Genomic DNA, 17,394 nt, shown 5'->3' on the forward strand with positions numbered 1-17,394 from the left:
CGCGACACTACACGGCCAGGAAGCCTCCATCCACTGGCAAGGTCACGCCGGTGACATAGGACGCCATGGGGGAGGCGAGAAAGACCACAGGGCCGATCAGCTCGTCGGGCTGGCCGACGCGGCCCAGCGGCGTGCGGCCGAGGAAGCCGGCCAGCCGCGCAGGATCGTTGCGCGTTGCCTCGGTCATGGCCGTCTCGATCACGCCGGGCGCAATGGCGTTGACGCGCACGCCGTCTTTGGCGACTTCGCGCGCCAGCGCTTGCGTCAGAAGCTTCACGCCGCCCTTGGACGGCGAATAGCCGAGCGTATCGGCGACCCCGACGAAAGAGGCGATGGAGCCAAGATTGATCACGCTGCCACGCCGGGCGCGCAAGGCCGGTAGAAACGCGTGGGTGACATTGAATACGCCATTGAGATTGACGTCGAGCACGCGCCGCCAGTTCTCCACCGCGCGTTCGGAATCGATACCTTCGCGAATGATGATGCCGGCATTGTTGATCAGGATCGAGATGTCGCCCGCACTCGCTTTGACGGTCTGCGCGAGCTGTCGGCAGGCATCGACATCCGTGACATCGAGATGATGATGCCACGATCGCCGCCCTGTGGCCGCAATATCGTTCGCGGTGCGCGCAACACCGTCGCGGTCGATGTCGGTGACAACGACATCGGCGCCATGTGCAGCCAGACCCAGCGCAATTGCACGACCGTTGCCAGCGGCAGCACCCGTTACAAGCGCCAATTGACCCTTCAGCAGATCGGGTGCGAAGCTGGTCATCATGCTGCCTTTACCGGCGTGCCGGCGAGATGGCGGCCGGCGATATAGCCGAAGGTGAGCGCGGGGCCGAGCGTGATACCCGCGCCGGGGTAGTTGCCGCCCATGATGCTCGCCATATCGTTGCCGGCCGCATAGAGGCCGTTGATGACCTGACCGCCGGCATCGAGTGCGCGTGCCTGCGCATCGGTCCTGATGCCGGCATAAGTGCCGAGATCGCCGATCACCATCTTTATGGCATAGAACGGCCCCTGTTCGATGGGTGCAACGCAGGGGTTCGGCCCATGGTTGGCATCGCCCTGATAGCGATTATAGGCACGTGAGCCCTTGCCATAGGCGGGATCGCGGCCTTCGGCGGCGGTGTTATTGAATTGCGCGACAGTGGTGACAAAGCCGCCGGCATCGATGCCGGCCTTGCCCGCGAGCTCTTCGAGCGTGTTGCCCTTGATGAGATAGCCCGAGTTCAGATACTGGCCGATCGGCATCGGAAACGGCGGCACGGCGCCGAGCCCGTATTGGCGCAAGGCGCGGTGATCGCAGACGAGCCAGGCCGCGATCTCCTCGCCGGGCTTCGCTGCCTTCATCATCTGCTGAACGAAGGCGTGGTAGGAATTGCCTTCATTGGCGAAACGGGCACCGTCGCGCATCACGGCGATTACGCCGGGTTTGGCGCGATCGATGAAATGCGGCATCACGCCCTTACTGCCGTCCTTGCGATGAGTGACCGAGACCGGCACCCAGGCAGCGGCATTCGGCAATGAATCTTCGACACCGCCGCCCACGGACTCGGCCAGACGAAGACCATCGCCGGTATTGCCGGTTGGACCGGGCGAATAGTGCTCTCGGCCGGTCGGTGCATGCGGAAACATCGCCTTGCGCCTTTCGATGTCGTGCGGGAAGCCGCCGCATGCGAGTACTACGCCGCGGCGTGCGAAGATGCGGACGCGCTTGCCGTTGCGCTCGATGATGGCGCCGCGGACCGCGCCGTTCTCGATGATCAGTTCACGCACCGGGGACGACAGCCAGAGCGGAATCTTGAGGTCGAACGCCGATTTGGCGAGCCGGCCGGCGAGGGCGTTGCCGTTGGTCAATGTCATGCCGCGGCCATAGCGCAGCACGTTCAGGAAATGCTTCGACAGTCGCTTGGCCACATAGACCGCCGAGGTCAGCGACTTTGTCGCGCGCATGAAGTGGATGATGTCCTTGCCGGAGCCAAGCATGATGCCGAACACCGTCAATTCGGGCAGCGGCGCGCCGATGTCCTTGATATGTTCGCCGAGCTCACGCCCGTCGAACGGCCGCGCCACCATGGAACGGCCGCCTTGCTTGCCGCCGGGTGCCTCCGCATCGTAATCGGGAAAGGTCAGCGGCATGTCGAAGCGCACCGCCGTCTTGGAGGTGAAGAAATCGATTGCCTCCGGCCCTGCGGCGAGAAATGCATCGACACGCGTGGCGTCATAGCTGTTGCCAGCCTCATGACGCAGATAGGTGCGCGCTTCGTCGGGGCTCTCATTGATGCCCCAGGCGCGCGCCAGTGACGTGCCGGGAATCCAGAGCCAGCCGCCGGAGCGCGCGGTCGTGCCACCGAACCGCGGCTCCTTTTCGACGATCAGAACATCGAGCCCACTGTATTTGGCGGTGATCGCCGCCGACATGCCGGAGCAGCCGGAGCCGGCGACCAACACGTCGCATTCATAGAGCTCGATATTCGCTTTGGGATCAGCAGCCATGAGACCTTACTTCTTCAGCAATGGGCATTTCGATTCAGAGATGGGCCGGAACGCGTCATCGCCCTTCACGGTCTTGACGATGTCGAGATAGTCCCAGGGCTCTTTGGATTCCGACGGCTTCTTGACGCGGGCGAGATACATGTCGCGGATGACGCGGCCGTCCTCACGCAGTTTGCCGCCATGCACGAAGGTGTCCTCGATGGGCAGCTCGCGCATCTTGGCCATCACCTTGGCCGGATCGTCGGTGCCGGCAGCCTTGATGGCCTGGAGATAGTGCAGCACCGAGCCATAGACGCCGGTCTGGATCATGGTCGGCATCACCTTGGTGCGTTCGAAAAACTTCTTCGACCATGCGCGCGTCTTGTCATCCATGTTCCAGTAGGACGCGGTGGTGAGGTAGGTGCCTTGGGCTGCGTCCAGCCCGATGGCATGCACGTCCGTGTCGAACATCAACAGGCCGACCAGTTTCTGGCCACCCTTGACGAGGCCGAATTCACCGGATTGCTTGATCGAATTGTCAGTATCCTGGCCGGCATTGGCGAAGGCGACGACTTCAGCCTTCGAGTTTTGCGCCTGCAGCGCAAAGGATGAGAAGTCGGCGGTGTTGGTCGGATGGCGAACGCCGCCCAGCACCGTGCCGCCGCTTGCCTTGATGAAGCGCGTCGCGTCCTGTTCAAGCTGATTGCCGAAGGCGTAATCGGCGGTGATGAAGAACCATGACTTTCCACCGCCGGCGACCACGGCAGAGGCCGTTACCTTCGCAAGCGCGTAGGTGTCGTAGGTGAAGTGGACCGTGTTGGGGCTGCACAGCTCATCCGTGAGCGTGCTTGCGCCGGGGCCGGACAGCAGTGCGATCTTGTTGCGGTCCTTCGCCAGATTATGAACCGCGATGGCGATGGCGGAGTTCGGGATATCGACAACGGCATCGACCTTGCCGGCGTCGAACCAGTTGCGCGCGATCTGGATGCCGACGTCAGACTTCATCTGATGATCGGCGCTGATGATCTCGATCGGTTTCCCGAGAACGGTCGGGCCGAATTCCTCGAGCGCCATCTTCGCGGCTTCGACGGAGCCGGGGCCGCTGTTGTCGCGCCCCCAGCTTGAGAGATCGGTGAGAACGCCGATGCGAACGACGTCGTCGGAGACCTGAGCGGAGGCGGTGGATGTCCAAAGCGTGAGCGCGGCTGCGCACACCAGGAACTGGCGTGTCATGTGTTTCTCTCCCCAATGCGGCCTCGTGTCGGGCCATTCATTCTCTGTTTTTCGACAAATTAGATATTGGCGAAAAGGTTTGTCAATAGCGAATTCTCGCGTGGAAAGGTGCGAGCACGCGCCGCGATGCCGCGCGTGCGGTGCAGTATCAGACTGATCGAAGCAGCGGTCGAACTACGCGACGATCACGTCGCGGCTATTGCCGTCTGTGGCTCGCATTCACCGCAATTGCCGCAGCCGCGGTACGGTTCTCGACGCCAAGTTTGGCGTAGATCTGCTCGAGATGCTTGTCGACGGTGCGCGGTGAGAGGCCGAGTATCTGCGCGATATCGCGGTTGCTCTTGCCCTTGCTGAGCCAGGACAGCACTTCGCCCTCGCGGCCGGTGAGGCCAAGCTCCTTGCTGAATTCGGCGGGAGCAGTCGGCGCGTTTTCCTTGGCGAGCCGCAGCAGGAATTCGTCGGAACCGACTTTCCCCATATATTGCAGACGCAGCAGCTCGTTGCTCGGAAAGCCCGATGACGGTGCCGGTTTGGCGCCCGGCCGCTGCATCTGTTCGAGCCACTGCATCATGACCGGTGGTAGCAGCAATTCATCATTGGGGGCGGCGATCAGGTGATCCCCGAGCAATTTCTGCGCCTGCGGCGTGGCCCACAGGATATTGCCCTTGTTGCTCACGGCAAGGAGGAAGCGTCCGGAGACATCGAGCGCGGTGCGCGCGCTCTGCGTCAGCCGCGCATTGGCGAGATGCACGCGGATTCGCGCCAGCATTTCCTCGATGATGATCGGCTTGGTGACGTAATCGACGCCGCCCGCCTCAAGGCCGCGCACGATATGTTCGGTCTCGGACAGCCCGGTCATGAAAATCACGGGCACGTCGCCGAGGCCCGCGTCGCGCTTCAGGCGGCGGCAGGTCTCGAAGCCGTCGATCCCCGGCATGACGGCATCCAGCAGGATAATATCCGGCGTGATCTGCTCGACGATGCGCATGGCCGCAGCGCCATCCATGGCCACCATCACGGTCATGCCGGCGCCGTCCAAGGCATCGGTTAGCAGCCGCAATGTTTCCGGCGAGTCATCGACCACCAGCGCGACGTCGCGTTTTTTGTTGTCAGTGGTCATAGGTGTACAGCGTCTTCAAAGTGGCCATGTATTGATCGAGGTCGAAGCGATCGATCAGCGAGCGCATCTGGGCGACGAAGTCGGCATGTTCGGGGTGTTCATTGCCGATCTCGTCGAGCTTCAACTGGATGGCGCGAATGTGCCCCATCTGCCCGAGGCTAATGAGTTCCTCTACATGATGCACGGGCGGCCGTGTGCCGCTATTCGGCGTCCATTGCGGCAGCGGTGCCACTTCGTCGCGTTCGTATTGCCATTCGATCTTCAGGAGCTGGCCGATCTGTTCCAGCAGCCGCGGCAGTTCGATGGGCTTCATGAGGTAACCGTCATGGAATGGCTGGGCGAGCGGCGCGCCATGGGCTTCCAGCGCGCTAGCCGAGACCATCAGGATACGCGCTTGATGGTGGCCCGACGACCGCAGCTTCTCGGCGACGGTCCAGCCATCCATACCGGCCATGGAAATATCCAGCAGGAACAGATCGGGGTGGCAATGCTGGGCGAGGCTCAGGCAGGCCTGACCATCGGGCGCGCTGAGCAGGATGAAGCCCAGCGGCGTCAGCACCTGACGCAAGAGGTCGCGCTGTGTCGGATCGTCGTCGGTGACCAGAATGGTCTTTCTGATACCGTGATAGCCGTAGATCGGCGCGTCCACCGGCGCGATACGGGTAGGATTCGTCACCTCGGAGAGCAGCATCTTGACGCGGAAGGTGCTGCCGGTGCCGACCTCGCTGCTAACACGGATATCGCCGCCCATCACGCCGGCGAGCAGTTTGGAAATCGTGAGGCCCAAACCTGTGCCAGTGTGGGGCTGCGCAGCGCCAAGCGCGCCGCGTTCGAAGGGGGCGAAGATGCGTTCCAGATCGTCGGGACGAATGCCGGGGCCGGTATCGATGATCTCGAACTCGGCGACGGGGCTGCGATAATGGATCACGAACTGCACGCTGCCTTGTTGAGTGAACTTGATAGCGTTGGAGAGCAGGTTGATCAGGATCTGCCGCAATCGCTTCTCGTCCGCATAGACCACGGTGGGCAGGATGTTCGGCCGCCGGAACACGAAGTCGATGCCCTTGGCTGCGGCCTGCAGCCGGAACATGCCGACGAGCTGATCGAGGAAGTCGGTGAGGCGGACTTCGTCGCGCGAGAGATACAGGCGCCCCGCCTCGATCTTTGAAATATCCAGAATGCCGTCGATCAGGCCGGAGAGATGGTCGGCGCTGCGCTTGACGACGCGAACCTGATCCCGCGGGCGCGTCTGCAGGCTCTCGTCCTGCTCCAGGAGCTGCGCATAGCCGCTGATCGCATTCAGCGGCGATCGCAGCTCGTGGCTCAGGCCCACCACATAACGGCTCTTGGCGAGGTTGGCGGATTCGGCGACCTCCTTGGCGCGCTGCAGTTCTGCATCGGTGCGCTTGTGGGCGTCGATTTCCTGCATCAACAGGGTGGTCTGCCGCTTGGTCTCGGCTTCGGCGGCGCGACGGCTTTGCTTGGCCAGCACGAATAGCCATGCCACCACGCCGATGATGATCGCCAGCGCGAAGAACACTTTCCACAGCACTTCCGAGACCTGCGCACTGTCTCCCGGCGATGCGGCGGAGGTCTGCAGATAGATCAGTCCCAGCGTCAGGCCGACGAGGCCGGCAGCGATCATGAACACGCCAAGATAATGGCCGAGCTGCGAATTGAGCCGGGCCAGGATCGGCTCCGGCAGCAATTTGCCGAACGTCGCCGACATCTGTGCGTCGATCCGCGCATGCGGCTTGCAGAGATCGTGGCAGCGCGCATCGAGCGAGCAGCACAGTGAGCAGATCGGGCCGGCATAGGCCGGGCAGTGCGCCATGTCCTCGGGCTCGAACGAATGTTCGCAGATACAGCACTGGATCGCCGCCATGTTCTGCCAGGCGCGCTTCGGCTTGCGGGCAATGTAGTATTTCCCGCCTGTCGCGAACGCGATGATCGGTGCGGTCACAAGGGCAGTCAGCAAGGCTACGAAAGGCGATAGCGCCTTGGCCGTGGGCCCGAACAGGCCATAGAAGGCGCTGACCGACATCACGGTTGCTGCCAGCATCGCGCCGACGCCGACCGGGTTGATGTCGTAGAGATGCGCGCGCTTGAACTCCATCTGCTGCGGGCGCAGCCCGAGCGGCTTGTTGATGACGAGATCCGCGACCAGCGCGCCGACCCAGGCAATCGCAACATTGGAATACAGCGCCAGCGTCTGCTCCAGCGCCTTGTAGACGCCGATTTCCATCAGCAGCAGCGCGACCAGCACATTGAACACCAGCCAGACCACGCGGCCGGGATGACTGTGGGTGAGGCGCGAGAAGAAGTTCGACCAGGCGATCGAGCCCGCATAGGCGTTGGTGACGTTGATCTTGAGCTGCGACAGGATCACGAAGGTTCCTGTCAAAGCCAGCGCCAGATCAGGCTGCGACAGCACATAGCGAAACGCTTCGAGATACATATGCGCGGGCTCGGCGGCGTGCTCGGCCGAAACGCCGTGGGTCAGTGCGAAATAGGCGAGGAACGAACCGGCCAGCAGCTTGATTGCGCCGACAATGATCCAGCCTGGGCCCGCGCACAGTAGCGCCACCCACCAGCTCGCACGCGAGCTGCGGCGATCGCGCGGCAGGAAGCGCAGGAAGTCAACCTGTTCGCCGATCTGCGCGACCAGCGAGAATACGACCGAAGCGGCCGTGCCAAACAGCAGGAGATCGAGATGACCGGCGGCGCTGCCGTGGTCGCCCGGAAATTTGGTCCAGGCCACGAAGGAGTCGCGACTGGCATAGGCGATGGCCGCGAAAGGCAGCAGGTTGAGCACCAGCCAGATCGGCTGGGTCCAGAGCTGAAAACGGCTGATCAGCGTGATGCCATGGGTCACCAGCGGGATGATGACCACGGCCGATATCAGGTAGCCGATGGGGCGTGGAATATCGAAACACATCTCCAGTGCCGAGGCGAGAATGACTGCCTCGATGGCGAAGAAGATGAAGGTGAAAGACGCATAGATCAGCGAGGTAACAGTCGAGCCGATATAGCCGAAACCGGCACCGCGGGTGAGGAGATCGATATCAATGCCGCATTTTGCGGCATAATACGCGATCGGCAATCCGCAGCAGAAGATGATGACGCTGACCACCAGGATCGCTGCCGTGGCGTTGGTCATGCCGTAATTGATGGTGATGGTGCCGCCGATGGCCTCGAGGGCGAGAAACGAAATGGCGCCTAATGCCGTGTTGGCGACCCGCGCGGCGGACCAGCGCCTGGCGCTCTTCGCCGTAAAGCGGAGTGCGTAATCCTCCAGGGTCTGGTTGGCGACCCATTGATTGTACTGGCGTCTCACGCGGTCGATACGCTGCCGCCCTGCCACTACTCCGCTCCTGACCCTGTCAAACTACGCATGTTTGCGTGATGCAAAAACCTACGTCGGCATTTTGCGGTGCAGTATACGCGATCTCGCGTATCCGTGCACCGCACAAGTTCAGCAATGCTTGCCTCACCAATAGGCGTACTCGAACCAGTGGGGTTGAAATGTCAGACGAGAAGAAACCGGGCTTGCACTCGCCATTGCGGCGTAAACTGCTGATGGGCATGGCGGCTTTGCCGGCAATGTCGCTGCTTCCGCGCACATCTTTTGCGCAGGCGCCGGCCACCTCGGCCATCAATACCACCGGGCTTGCGGTTACCGATACGGAAGTCACCGTCGGCATTCTGCATTCCGTCACCGGTACGATGGCGATCTCGGAAACCGGCTCGGTTCAGGCTGAAAAGCTCGCCATCGACCAGATCAACGCCATGGGCGGCGTGCTCGGCCGCAAGATCAAGTTCATCCAGGAAGACGGTGCCTCGGACTGGCCGACCTTCGCTGAAAAGGCCAAGAAGCTGCTGGTCAACGACAAGGTCGCCGCCATCATGGGCTGCTGGACCTCGGCCTCCCGCAAGGCGGTGCTGCCGGTCATGGAGCAGTACAATGGCATGCTCTACTACCCGACCTTCTATGAAGGCCTCGAGCAGTCCAAGAATGTCATCTACACCGGTCAGGAAGCCACCCAGCAGATCCTCGCCGGCCTCGACTGGGTCTCCAAGACCAAGAACGGCAAGAGCTTCTATCTGATCGGCTCGGACTATATCTGGCCGCGCACGTCGATGAAGATCGCCCGCAAGCACATCGAGGGCAAGCTCGGCGGCAAGGTGTCGGGCGAAGAATACTTCCCGCTCGGCCACACCCAGTTCAACTCGGTGATCAACAAGATCAAGCTGACCAAGCCGGACGTGATCTATGCGGCAGTTGTCGGCGGCTCCAACGTCGCCTTCTACAAGCAGCTCAAGGCGGCCGGCATCGACCTGTCGAAGCAGACCATGCTGACCATCTCGGTCACCGAGGACGAGATCGACGGCATCGGTGGTGAAAACATCGCGGGCGCCTATGCCTGTATGAAATACTTCCAGTCGCTCGATAATCCGAACAACAAGGAATTCGTCGCCGCCTTCAAGAAGATGTGGGGCGAGAAGACCGTGATCGGCGACGTGACGCAGGCCGCCTATCTCGGCCCGTGGCTCTGGAAAATGACGGTCGAAAAGGCCGGCAGCTTCGATATCGACAAGATCGCACCCGCGTCTGCCGGCATTGAATTCACCAAGGCACCGGAAGGCTACGTCAAGGTCCATCCAAACCACCATTTGTGGTCCAAGGCCCGCGTCGGCCAGGCGCAGCTCGATGGCCAGTTCAAGGTGGTCTACGAGACGCCCGAACTGATCGAGCCGGATCCGTTCCCGAAGGGCTACCAGTAAGCCTTCCTCCTCAAGTGCGGAGCGTGTCTCCGCGCAGCTTCTCCCTGGCGCGGACGACCTATCCGCGCACGACAACCCCGCGTCGCGTCTCATCGCGCGGCGCGGGACCCTTTCCCTGACGGAGGACGGATCGATGTTCGGCGACTATTCGATTGGCGATCTTGGCGCCATCTTCGCAATGCAGGGCTTTGCCGGCCTGATCCTGTTCTCGGTCTATGTGCTGATGGCACTCGGCCTCGCAATCATCTTCGGCCAGATGGGCGTCATCAACATGGCGCATGGCGAATTCATGATCCTCGGCGCCTACGTTACCTGGCTGACCTCGAGCTTCTTCCAGTCGCATCTGCCGTCGCTGTTCTCCGGCTACTTCTTCGTCGCCATGATCCTCGCCTTCATCGCCTCCGGTGCGCTGGGGATGTTGGTCGAATGGGGGCTGATACGGCATCTCTACAAGCGCCCGCTCGATACGCTGCTGGCGACCTGGGGTCTCAGCCTGATCCTGCAGCAGGCCTATCGTTCGGTGTTCGGTGCGCGCGAAGTCGGTGTCGAACTGCCGCAATGGATGATGGGCTCCAAGCAGGTCACCGATACGATCGAAGTGCCGATCAACGGCATCTTCGTGATGGTGTTGACGCTGGGGATCACCATGGTGGTCGCCTACATCATGTACAAGTCGCGTTGGGGTCGTCAGGTTCGCGCCGTGGTGCAGAACCGCGTGATGGCCGGCGCCGTCGGCATCAATACCGAGAAGGTCGACCGCTACACCTTCGGCCTCGGCTGCGGCATCGCGGGGATCGCGGGCTCCGCCTTCACCATGATCGGCTCGACCGGTCCGACCTCCGGCCAGCTCTACATCGTCGACACGTTCCTCGTCGTGGTGTTCGGCGGCGCGGCCAGCCTGTTCGGCACCATCGCCTCGGCCTTCACCATCTCCCAGGCGCAGTCGACCATGGAGTTCTTCATGTCCGGCTCGATGGCCAAAGTGCTGACGTTGCTCACCATCGTCGCGATCCTGATGATCCGGCCACAGGGCCTGTTCGCCCTCAAGGTCCGCAAGTAAGCGCGCAGTACAGACAGAGCAGGGCATACGCATCATGATCAATTCTCGCTTCTTTAACCGCTCGGAGCTGATCGGTTTCCTGTCGCTGCTGCTGCTGCTTGCGGTGATCTTGCCGCTGTTTCTCGATGTGTTTCGTCTCAATCTCGTCGCCAAATATCTGACCTATGCCTTCGTCGCCTTGGGCCTCGTGATGTGCTGGGGTTACGGCGGCATTCTGAGCCTCGGGCAGGGCGTATTCTTCGGCCTCGGCGGCTACTGCATGGCGATGTTCCTGAAGCTGGAAGCCTCCAGCGTCGCCAACACTAAGATCCAGTCGACCCCCGGCATTCCCGATTTCATGGACTGGAACCAGATCACGGCGCTGCCGATGTTCTGGAAGCCGTTTCACTCGCTGACGCTGACCATCATCGCCATCCTCGTGGTGCCCACGCTGCTGGCCTTCATCATCGGTGCCGCGATGTTCAAGCGCCGCGTCGGCGGCGTCTATTTCGCCATTATCACCCAAGCCATTGCGGCGATCGCAACCATCCTGATCATCGGCCAGCAGGGCTATACCGGCGGCATCAACGGCATGACCGATCTGCGGACGCTGAACGGATGGGATATCCGCACCGACCACGCCAAGGTCATTCTCTACTTCTTCGAAGTCTTCGTGCTGTTCGCCTGTATTATCGCCGCACAGTTCGTCCGGCTGACCAAGCTCGGCCGCATCCTAGTGGCGATGCGCGAACAGGAGGACCGCGTCCGCTTCTCCGGTTACAGCGTCGCCAACTTCAAGATATTCGCCTTCTGTGCCGCGGCAATGTTCGCCGCGATCGGTGGCGCCATGTTCACGCTGCAGATCGGCTTCATGTCGCCGTCCTTCGTCGGCATCGTGCCGTCGATCGAAATGGTGATCTACACGGCCGTGGGTGGCCGCATGTCCATCTTCGGCGCGGTCTACGGCACGCTGCTGGTAAACTACGCCAAGACGATGCTGTCGGAATCCTTCCCCGAGCTCTGGCTGTTCGGCCTCGGCGGCTTGTTCATCGCCGTGGTGCTGTTCTTCCCCAATGGCCTGTCCGGCATCTGGCGCGATCACGTGGCGCGCCACATCGATCGCCTGATCGCCATGCGCTCGTCTAAATCCAAGAAGGCTTGGGCCATCAAATCCGCCGCCGACGGCGCGCCGGCCGAGTAAGGGGACATCATGCTCATCGGACATCAGCCCAAAGAGTTTTTGCTCGCGGTCGAAGGGCTCACCGTTTCCTTCGACGGCTTCAAGGCGGTCAACGATCTTTCCTTCTACGTCGAGGAGAACGAGATCCGCGTCATTATCGGCCCCAACGGCGCCGGCAAGACCACCGTCCTCGATCTGATCTGCGGCAAGACCAAAGCCACGTCGGGCTCGGTGCAGTTCCGTGGCACGGAGCTGACCAAGCTGAAGGAAAACCAGATCGTGCAGGCCGGCGTCGGCCGCAAATTCCAGACGCCGTCTGTTTATGACGATCTTACGGTGTTCGAGAATCTCGAGATCTCCTATCCGCGTGGTCGCTCGGTGTTCGGCTCGCTGATGTTCAAGCGGGACGCCGCAGTGCGCGAGCGCGTCGAGGAAGTTGCCGAGATGATCTTCCTCAAGGATCGGCTCAACATGTATGCCGATGTGCTCTCGCACGGCCAGAAGCAGTGGCTCGAGATCGGCATGCTGCTGATCCAGGATCCGGACCTGCTGATGCTCGACGAGCCCGTCGCTGGCATGAGCGTCAGCGAGCGCGTCAAGACGGCGGAGCTGCTGAACACGATCATCAAGAACCGTTCGGTGCTGGTGATCGAGCACGACATGAAATTCGTCGAGGACATCGCCCACAAGGTGACCGTGCTGCATCAGGGACAGATCCTGTCCGAAGGCACCATGGAAAAGGTTCAGAACGATCCCAAGGTCATCGAAGTCTATCTGGGTCATTGAGGAGATCATTATGCTCGCGATCAACGATCTCCACGTCGCTTACGGCCAGAGCGAAGTTCTGCATGGCCTCAACGTCTCGGTGCAGCCGAACGAGATCGTGGCCATCATGGGCCGTAACGGTATGGGCAAAACCACGCTCATGAAGTCGCTGATGGGCATCGTGCCGACCAAGTCGGGCTCGGTGACCATGGAAGGCAAGGAGCTCGGCGCGCTGAAGAGCTATGAGCGTGTCGCGCGCGGCCTCGCTTACGTGCCGCAGGGCCGGATGATCTTCTCCCACATGACGGTGAAGGAGAATATCGAGACCGGCCTTGTCGCCTCCGGCGAGAAGGAAGTGCCTGGCGATCTCTATGAGCTGTTCCCGGTGCTGCTCGAAATGAAAGGCCGCCGCGGCGGCAATCTCTCCGGCGGCCAACAGCAGCAGCTTGCCATTGCGCGTGCGCTCGCCACCAAGCCGAAGGTGCTGCTGCTCGATGAGCCCACCGAAGGCATCCAGCCGTCCATCATCAAGGATATGGCCCGCACGCTGAAGCACATCCGCGACACCAAGGGTCTGTCGATCATCGTCTCCGAACAGGTGCTGAGCTTTGCGCTCGATGTCGCCGACCGCGTGCTGGTGATCGAGAACGGTGAGATCGTTCGCGACGAAGCCCGCGAGGGCATCGATGCCGCGCAGATCGCCAAGTACCTGTCCGTCTAATTCACCACGCGTCCAACCACCAAGACCAGTAACCGAAGGGGAGCATTGAATGCCAGATACACTGATCAAGGTCGACCTTACGCAATCGGCCTACGACAACGACATGATTCACAACCGCTGGCATTCGGACATTCCCATGGTCGCATGGGTCAATCCCGGCGATGATTTCATCGTCGAGACCTATGACTGGACCGGCGGCTTCATCAAGAACAACGACAGCGCCGACGACGTGCGCGATATCGATTTGTCGATTGTGCACTTCCTGTCCGGCCCGATCGGCGTCAAGGGTGCGGAGCCCGGCGACCTGCTCGTGGTCGACCTGCTCGATGTCGGCCCGATGAAGGACTCGCTGTGGGGCTTCAACGGCTTCTTCTCCAAGCAGAATGGCGGCGGTTTCCTGACGGATCATTTCCCGGAAGCGCAGAAGTCGATCTGGGACTTCAAGGGCATGTACACCTCGTCGCGCCATATCCCGGGCGTGAATTTCGCCGGCCTCATCCATCCCGGTCTGATCGGCTGTCTGCCAGATCCGAAACTGCTCGCCACCTGGAACGAGCGCGAGACCGCGCTGATCGCGACGAACCCGACCCGCGTGCCCGGCCTTGCCAATCCGCCGTTCGGCCCGACTGCCCATATGGGTCGGCTGAAGGGTGAGGCGAAGGAGAAGGCTGCGGCCGAAGGCGCACGCACCGTGCCGCCGCGCGAGCATGGCGGCAATTGCGACATCAAGGATCTGTCGCGCGGCTCGAAGGTCTATTTCCCGGTCTATGTCCCTGGCGGCGGTCTCTCCATGGGCGACCTGCACTTCTCGCAGGGCGACGGCGAAATCACCTTCTGCGGCGCCATCGAGATGGCCGGCTGGCTGCACATCAAGGTCGATGTCATCAAGGACGGCGTGTCGAAATACGGTATCAAGAACCCCGTGTTCAAGCCGTCACCGATGACGCCGAACTACAACGACTTCCTGATCTTCGAAGGCATCTCTGTCGATGAGCAGGGCAAGCAGCATTATCTCGACGTGCATATCGCCTATCGTCAGGCCTGTCTGAATGCCATCGAATATCTGAAGAAGTTCGGCTATTCCGGCGCGCAGGCCTATTCGATCCTCGGCACCGCGCCGGTGCAGGGCCACATCTCCGGCGTCGTCGACGTGCCCAATGCCTGCGCTACACTATGGCTGCCGACGCAGATCTTCGACTTCGACATCAATCCGTCGTCGGCGGGCCCGATCAAGCACATCAAGGGCGACATCCAGATGCCGCTCTCGCCGGACAAGTAACGCGGTCAACTCGGCTGCGGGGCTCTAGTCACGACCCCGCAGCACCTTTTTCTTTCGCTAACTCTCCGCCGTCATTGCGAGGAGCGAAGCGACGAAGCAATCCAGTCTTCCCTCGCTTGCGGCTTTCTGGATTGCTTCGCTTCGCTCGCAATGACGGGGAGAGGGCATTGTCTCACAATGGATCATCCCATGCCGGTCTATGAATATCTCTGCGACGATTGCGGTCCCTTCACCGACATGCGGCCGATGGCCGAATGCGATGACCCGCAGGACTGCCCGCATTGCGCGACACAGGCGCCGCGTGTGATCCTGACCGCGCCGGCGTTCTTCTGCATGCCCTCCGACAAGCGCAAGGCCCACGCCACCAACGAGCGCAGCCGCAATGCGCCGAAGACATCGGCGGAGTACAAGGCGTCGCATGGGGCCGGTTGCGGCTGCTGTTCCGGCAAGAAGCCGTCGCGGCTGGTGAAGCAGACCCGCTCGGGCGCCAAGAGCTTCCCGACAGCGCGGCCGTGGATGATCAGCCACTGACTCCTCTGAATTGATGCGCTAAAGTCCACTCCCGTGTGCCTCATTGCCGCGGGAGGCGGAGGCGCACCATGCGACACAATCCATTCGGCCAAACCAAGCGCGACGTCTCAGTCATCGGGCAGGGCACCTGGTATATCGACCACAGTGACCGCGCTGCGGCGGTCAGGGCGCTGCAGGCCGGCCTCGATGCCGGCATGAGCCATATCGACACGGCCGAAATGTATGGTGATGCCGAGCTCGTGATTGCAGAGGCCATCGCTCGCCGTCGCGACGAGGTGTTCCTGGTCTCCAAGGTGCTGCCGAGCAACGCGTCGCGGAAGGGCACTATTGCCGCCTGCGAGCGCTCGCTGAAGCGGCTGGGGACTGATCGGCTCGATTGCTACCTGCTGCACTGGCGCGGTCAGGTTCCGCTCGCCGAGACCGTCGCCGCCTTCGGAGAGTTGAAGGCGGCCGGCAAGATTGCCTCCTGGGGGGTCAGCAATTTCGATGTCGACGATCTCAACGAACTGTCGAAACTCGCAGGCAAGGGCGCCATCGCCTGCAATCAGGTGCTCTATCATTTGCAGGAGCGCGCCATCGAACACCGCGTAATCCCGTGGTGCGAGAGCCATGGCGTCGCTGTCGTGGCCTATTCGCCGTTCGGTCATAATGATTTCCCGTCGACGCGCTCGCCGGGCGGCAAAATCCTGCAGCAGATCGCCGATGCCCATCTGGCCACGCCGCGGCAGGTGGCGCTCGCTTTCCTGATCCGTCAGCCAACGGTCTTCGCAATTCCGAAGGCTTCTTCGGCCGCCCATGCGGCGGACAACGCGGCGGCGAGTGCATTGACGCTCAGCGCGGCCGAACTGGCTGATATTGGAAAGGTATTCCCGCTCGGCCGGGAGCCTTCCAGTCTACCGATGCTGTAGGGATGCGGTAAAATCGATGCTGCGCTGCACGCTGGCCGCTGATGCATCGGCCGGCATAGGCTTTTTTGCCTGCCTGCATATCCGTGTCCTGATATCGGCAGTTGTCCCGGCCTCGTGATCGTCGTTTTGTGAGCCGTATTCGATTCGGCTCGCATGCACCGACGAGCCCGCATATTGGTCCCCGCTCGTGACAAGCCATGTTCCGCCGCCGAAGACTGCTGCCCCTGTATCGGCGCATCGCCATACCGACCGGCCGCTGCGCGGCATTCTGATGATCATTTGTTCGACGGCGTTTCTGGCGTCATCGGACGCGATGGCGAAGTATCTGTCGCGCACGGGCATGCCATCGGTGGAGATCGCCTGGATCCGCTTTCTGGTGTTCGTCGTGATCCTGCTGCCGATCGTACTGGCGCCGGCCTCGGGCAATCCGATGCGCTCGACGCGGCCGCTGCTGCAGGTATTTCGCGGGCTGGGCCTGTTGTGTTCGTCGATCTTCTTCATCATGGCGCTCGGCTATCTGCCGATCGCGGAAGCGACTGCGACTGGCTTCATCTCGCCGCTATTCGTCACCGGGCTATCGGTTCTCTTCCTCGGCGAAAAGGTCGGTCTGCGCCGCTGGACCGCCACCATCGCAGGGCTTCTGGGCGTATTGATCATCGTGCGGCCGGGTACCGCGGCGTTTCAGCCCGGTACGATCTTTCCGATCATTTCGGCGCTGGGCTGGGCGACCGCATTGGTGCTGACGCGCAAAATCAGCGGGGCCGACCGCGCCATCACCACGATGGCGTTCTCGGCGATCACCGGCTTTCTCGTGCTCAGTGTCATCGTGCCGTTCTACTGGATCGTGCCGAGCTGGACGCAGATCGCGCTCGGTGTTGGTATTGGCGTTGCCGCTACTGTCGGCCACTGGATTGTCGTATTGGCCTTCCGCTATGCGGATGCATCGGTACTGGCACCGTTCTCCTATGTGCAGCTGGTGTGGGTGACGCTGATCGGCTTCTTCCTGTTTGGCGAAGTGCCCGATGCTGTCACTTTCGCCGGTGCTGCAATCATCATCGCCAGCGGTGTCTACACCGCACATCGCGAACGCGTGCGCCGCGCGCAGGTCACCGCACCGGCGGAACCTTATCCGAGCGCCTAATGATGAGCTGTTGATAGAGACAGGTCGTCCCCATTGCTCGATTTTCCCCTGAGCCATGGCGCTTGCGGTGGGTACATCCGAATGTGTTGCATATTTTTCCGCAAACATGGACGATGATACCCGGCATATTTCGGGCTTTATCGCGGCTTAAGAATAACAGCTCTTCTGTGCAATTTTTCCGTGAGTTTTAAACATTCCGAACGTTGCACGC

General features: G+C 61.5%; 14 protein-coding genes. 9 read left to right on the forward strand and 5 right to left on the reverse strand.

What is annotated here, in order from left to right:
- Positions 1 to 7: 7 nt before the first annotated feature.
- The 5 genes from AC1DUY_RS13210 to AC1DUY_RS13230 all read right to left on the reverse strand — a co-directional run bounded on the left by AC1DUY_RS13210 (position 8) and on the right by AC1DUY_RS13230 (position 8,198).
- A complete protein-coding gene (locus tag AC1DUY_RS13210; protein ID WP_478114797.1) occupies positions 8 to 778 on the reverse strand; it encodes an SDR family NAD(P)-dependent oxidoreductase in 771 nt (256 codons plus the stop codon).
- Positions 775 to 2,502, reverse strand: coding sequence for an FAD-dependent oxidoreductase (locus tag AC1DUY_RS13215; RefSeq protein WP_478114799.1), 1,728 nt, complete (start codon positions 2,500 to 2,502; stop codon positions 775 to 777). Before AC1DUY_RS13215 ends, AC1DUY_RS13210 begins: the two co-directional genes overlap by 4 nt.
- A gap of 6 nt (positions 2,503 to 2,508) precedes the next feature.
- Positions 2,509 to 3,714, reverse strand: coding sequence for an ABC transporter substrate-binding protein (locus AC1DUY_RS13220; protein WP_478114801.1), 1,206 nt, complete (start codon positions 3,712 to 3,714; stop codon positions 2,509 to 2,511).
- A gap of 196 nt (positions 3,715 to 3,910) precedes the next feature.
- Positions 3,911 to 4,834 (reverse strand): response regulator, encoded by a 924-nt coding sequence (locus AC1DUY_RS13225; protein WP_309948245.1) that lies wholly within the window; start codon positions 4,832 to 4,834, stop codon positions 3,911 to 3,913.
- A complete protein-coding gene (locus tag AC1DUY_RS13230; protein WP_478114803.1) occupies positions 4,824 to 8,198 on the reverse strand; it encodes a hybrid sensor histidine kinase/response regulator in 3,375 nt (1,124 codons plus the stop codon). The genes AC1DUY_RS13225 and AC1DUY_RS13230 overlap by 11 nt, the downstream gene beginning before the upstream one ends.
- 161 nt (positions 8,199 to 8,359) lie before the next feature.
- Between AC1DUY_RS13230 and urtA the strand changes: the two genes are divergently transcribed.
- The 9 genes from urtA (at position 8,360) to AC1DUY_RS13275 (ending at position 17,183) form a co-directional block, all read left to right on the forward strand.
- Entirely contained in the window at positions 8,360 to 9,619 is a 1,260-nt protein-coding gene (urtA, locus tag AC1DUY_RS13235) for an urea ABC transporter substrate-binding protein (RefSeq protein WP_089265234.1), read from the forward strand.
- Positions 9,620 to 9,752: 133 nt separating this feature from the next.
- Complete coding sequence (urtB, locus tag AC1DUY_RS13240) at positions 9,753 to 10,679, forward strand: urea ABC transporter permease subunit UrtB (protein WP_089265233.1); 927 nt, start codon at positions 9,753 to 9,755, stop codon at positions 10,677 to 10,679.
- A 34-nt stretch (positions 10,680 to 10,713) separates the two neighbouring features.
- Complete coding sequence (gene urtC / locus AC1DUY_RS13245) at positions 10,714 to 11,859, forward strand: urea ABC transporter permease subunit UrtC (RefSeq protein WP_478114806.1); 1,146 nt, start codon at positions 10,714 to 10,716, stop codon at positions 11,857 to 11,859.
- Positions 11,860 to 11,868: 9 nt separating this feature from the next.
- On the forward strand, positions 11,869 to 12,624 hold the full coding sequence (urtD, locus tag AC1DUY_RS13250; RefSeq protein WP_068735525.1) for an urea ABC transporter ATP-binding protein UrtD: 756 nt from the start codon (positions 11,869 to 11,871) through the stop codon (positions 12,622 to 12,624).
- Positions 12,625 to 12,634: 10 nt separating this feature from the next.
- Positions 12,635 to 13,324, forward strand: a complete 690-nt coding sequence (gene urtE / locus AC1DUY_RS13255) for an urea ABC transporter ATP-binding subunit UrtE (RefSeq protein ID WP_068735526.1) — start codon at positions 12,635 to 12,637, stop codon at positions 13,322 to 13,324.
- A 49-nt stretch (positions 13,325 to 13,373) separates the two neighbouring features.
- On the forward strand, positions 13,374 to 14,603 hold the full coding sequence (fmdA, locus tag AC1DUY_RS13260) for a formamidase (RefSeq protein ID WP_093756657.1): 1,230 nt from the start codon (positions 13,374 to 13,376) through the stop codon (positions 14,601 to 14,603).
- A 189-nt stretch (positions 14,604 to 14,792) separates the two neighbouring features.
- Entirely contained in the window at positions 14,793 to 15,134 is a 342-nt protein-coding gene (locus tag AC1DUY_RS13265; protein ID WP_068735531.1) for an FmdB family zinc ribbon protein, read from the forward strand.
- A gap of 68 nt (positions 15,135 to 15,202) precedes the next feature.
- Positions 15,203 to 16,042: an aldo/keto reductase gene (locus AC1DUY_RS13270; RefSeq protein WP_184518860.1), complete on the forward strand. Its 840-nt coding sequence runs from the start codon at positions 15,203 to 15,205 to the stop codon at positions 16,040 to 16,042.
- 187 nt (positions 16,043 to 16,229) lie between these two features.
- On the forward strand, positions 16,230 to 17,183 hold the full coding sequence (locus tag AC1DUY_RS13275) for a DMT family transporter (RefSeq protein ID WP_374725716.1): 954 nt from the start codon (positions 16,230 to 16,232) through the stop codon (positions 17,181 to 17,183).
- Positions 17,184 to 17,394: the final 211 nt, after the last annotated feature.

The organism is Tardiphaga sp. P4_G1 (assembly GCF_056401215.1).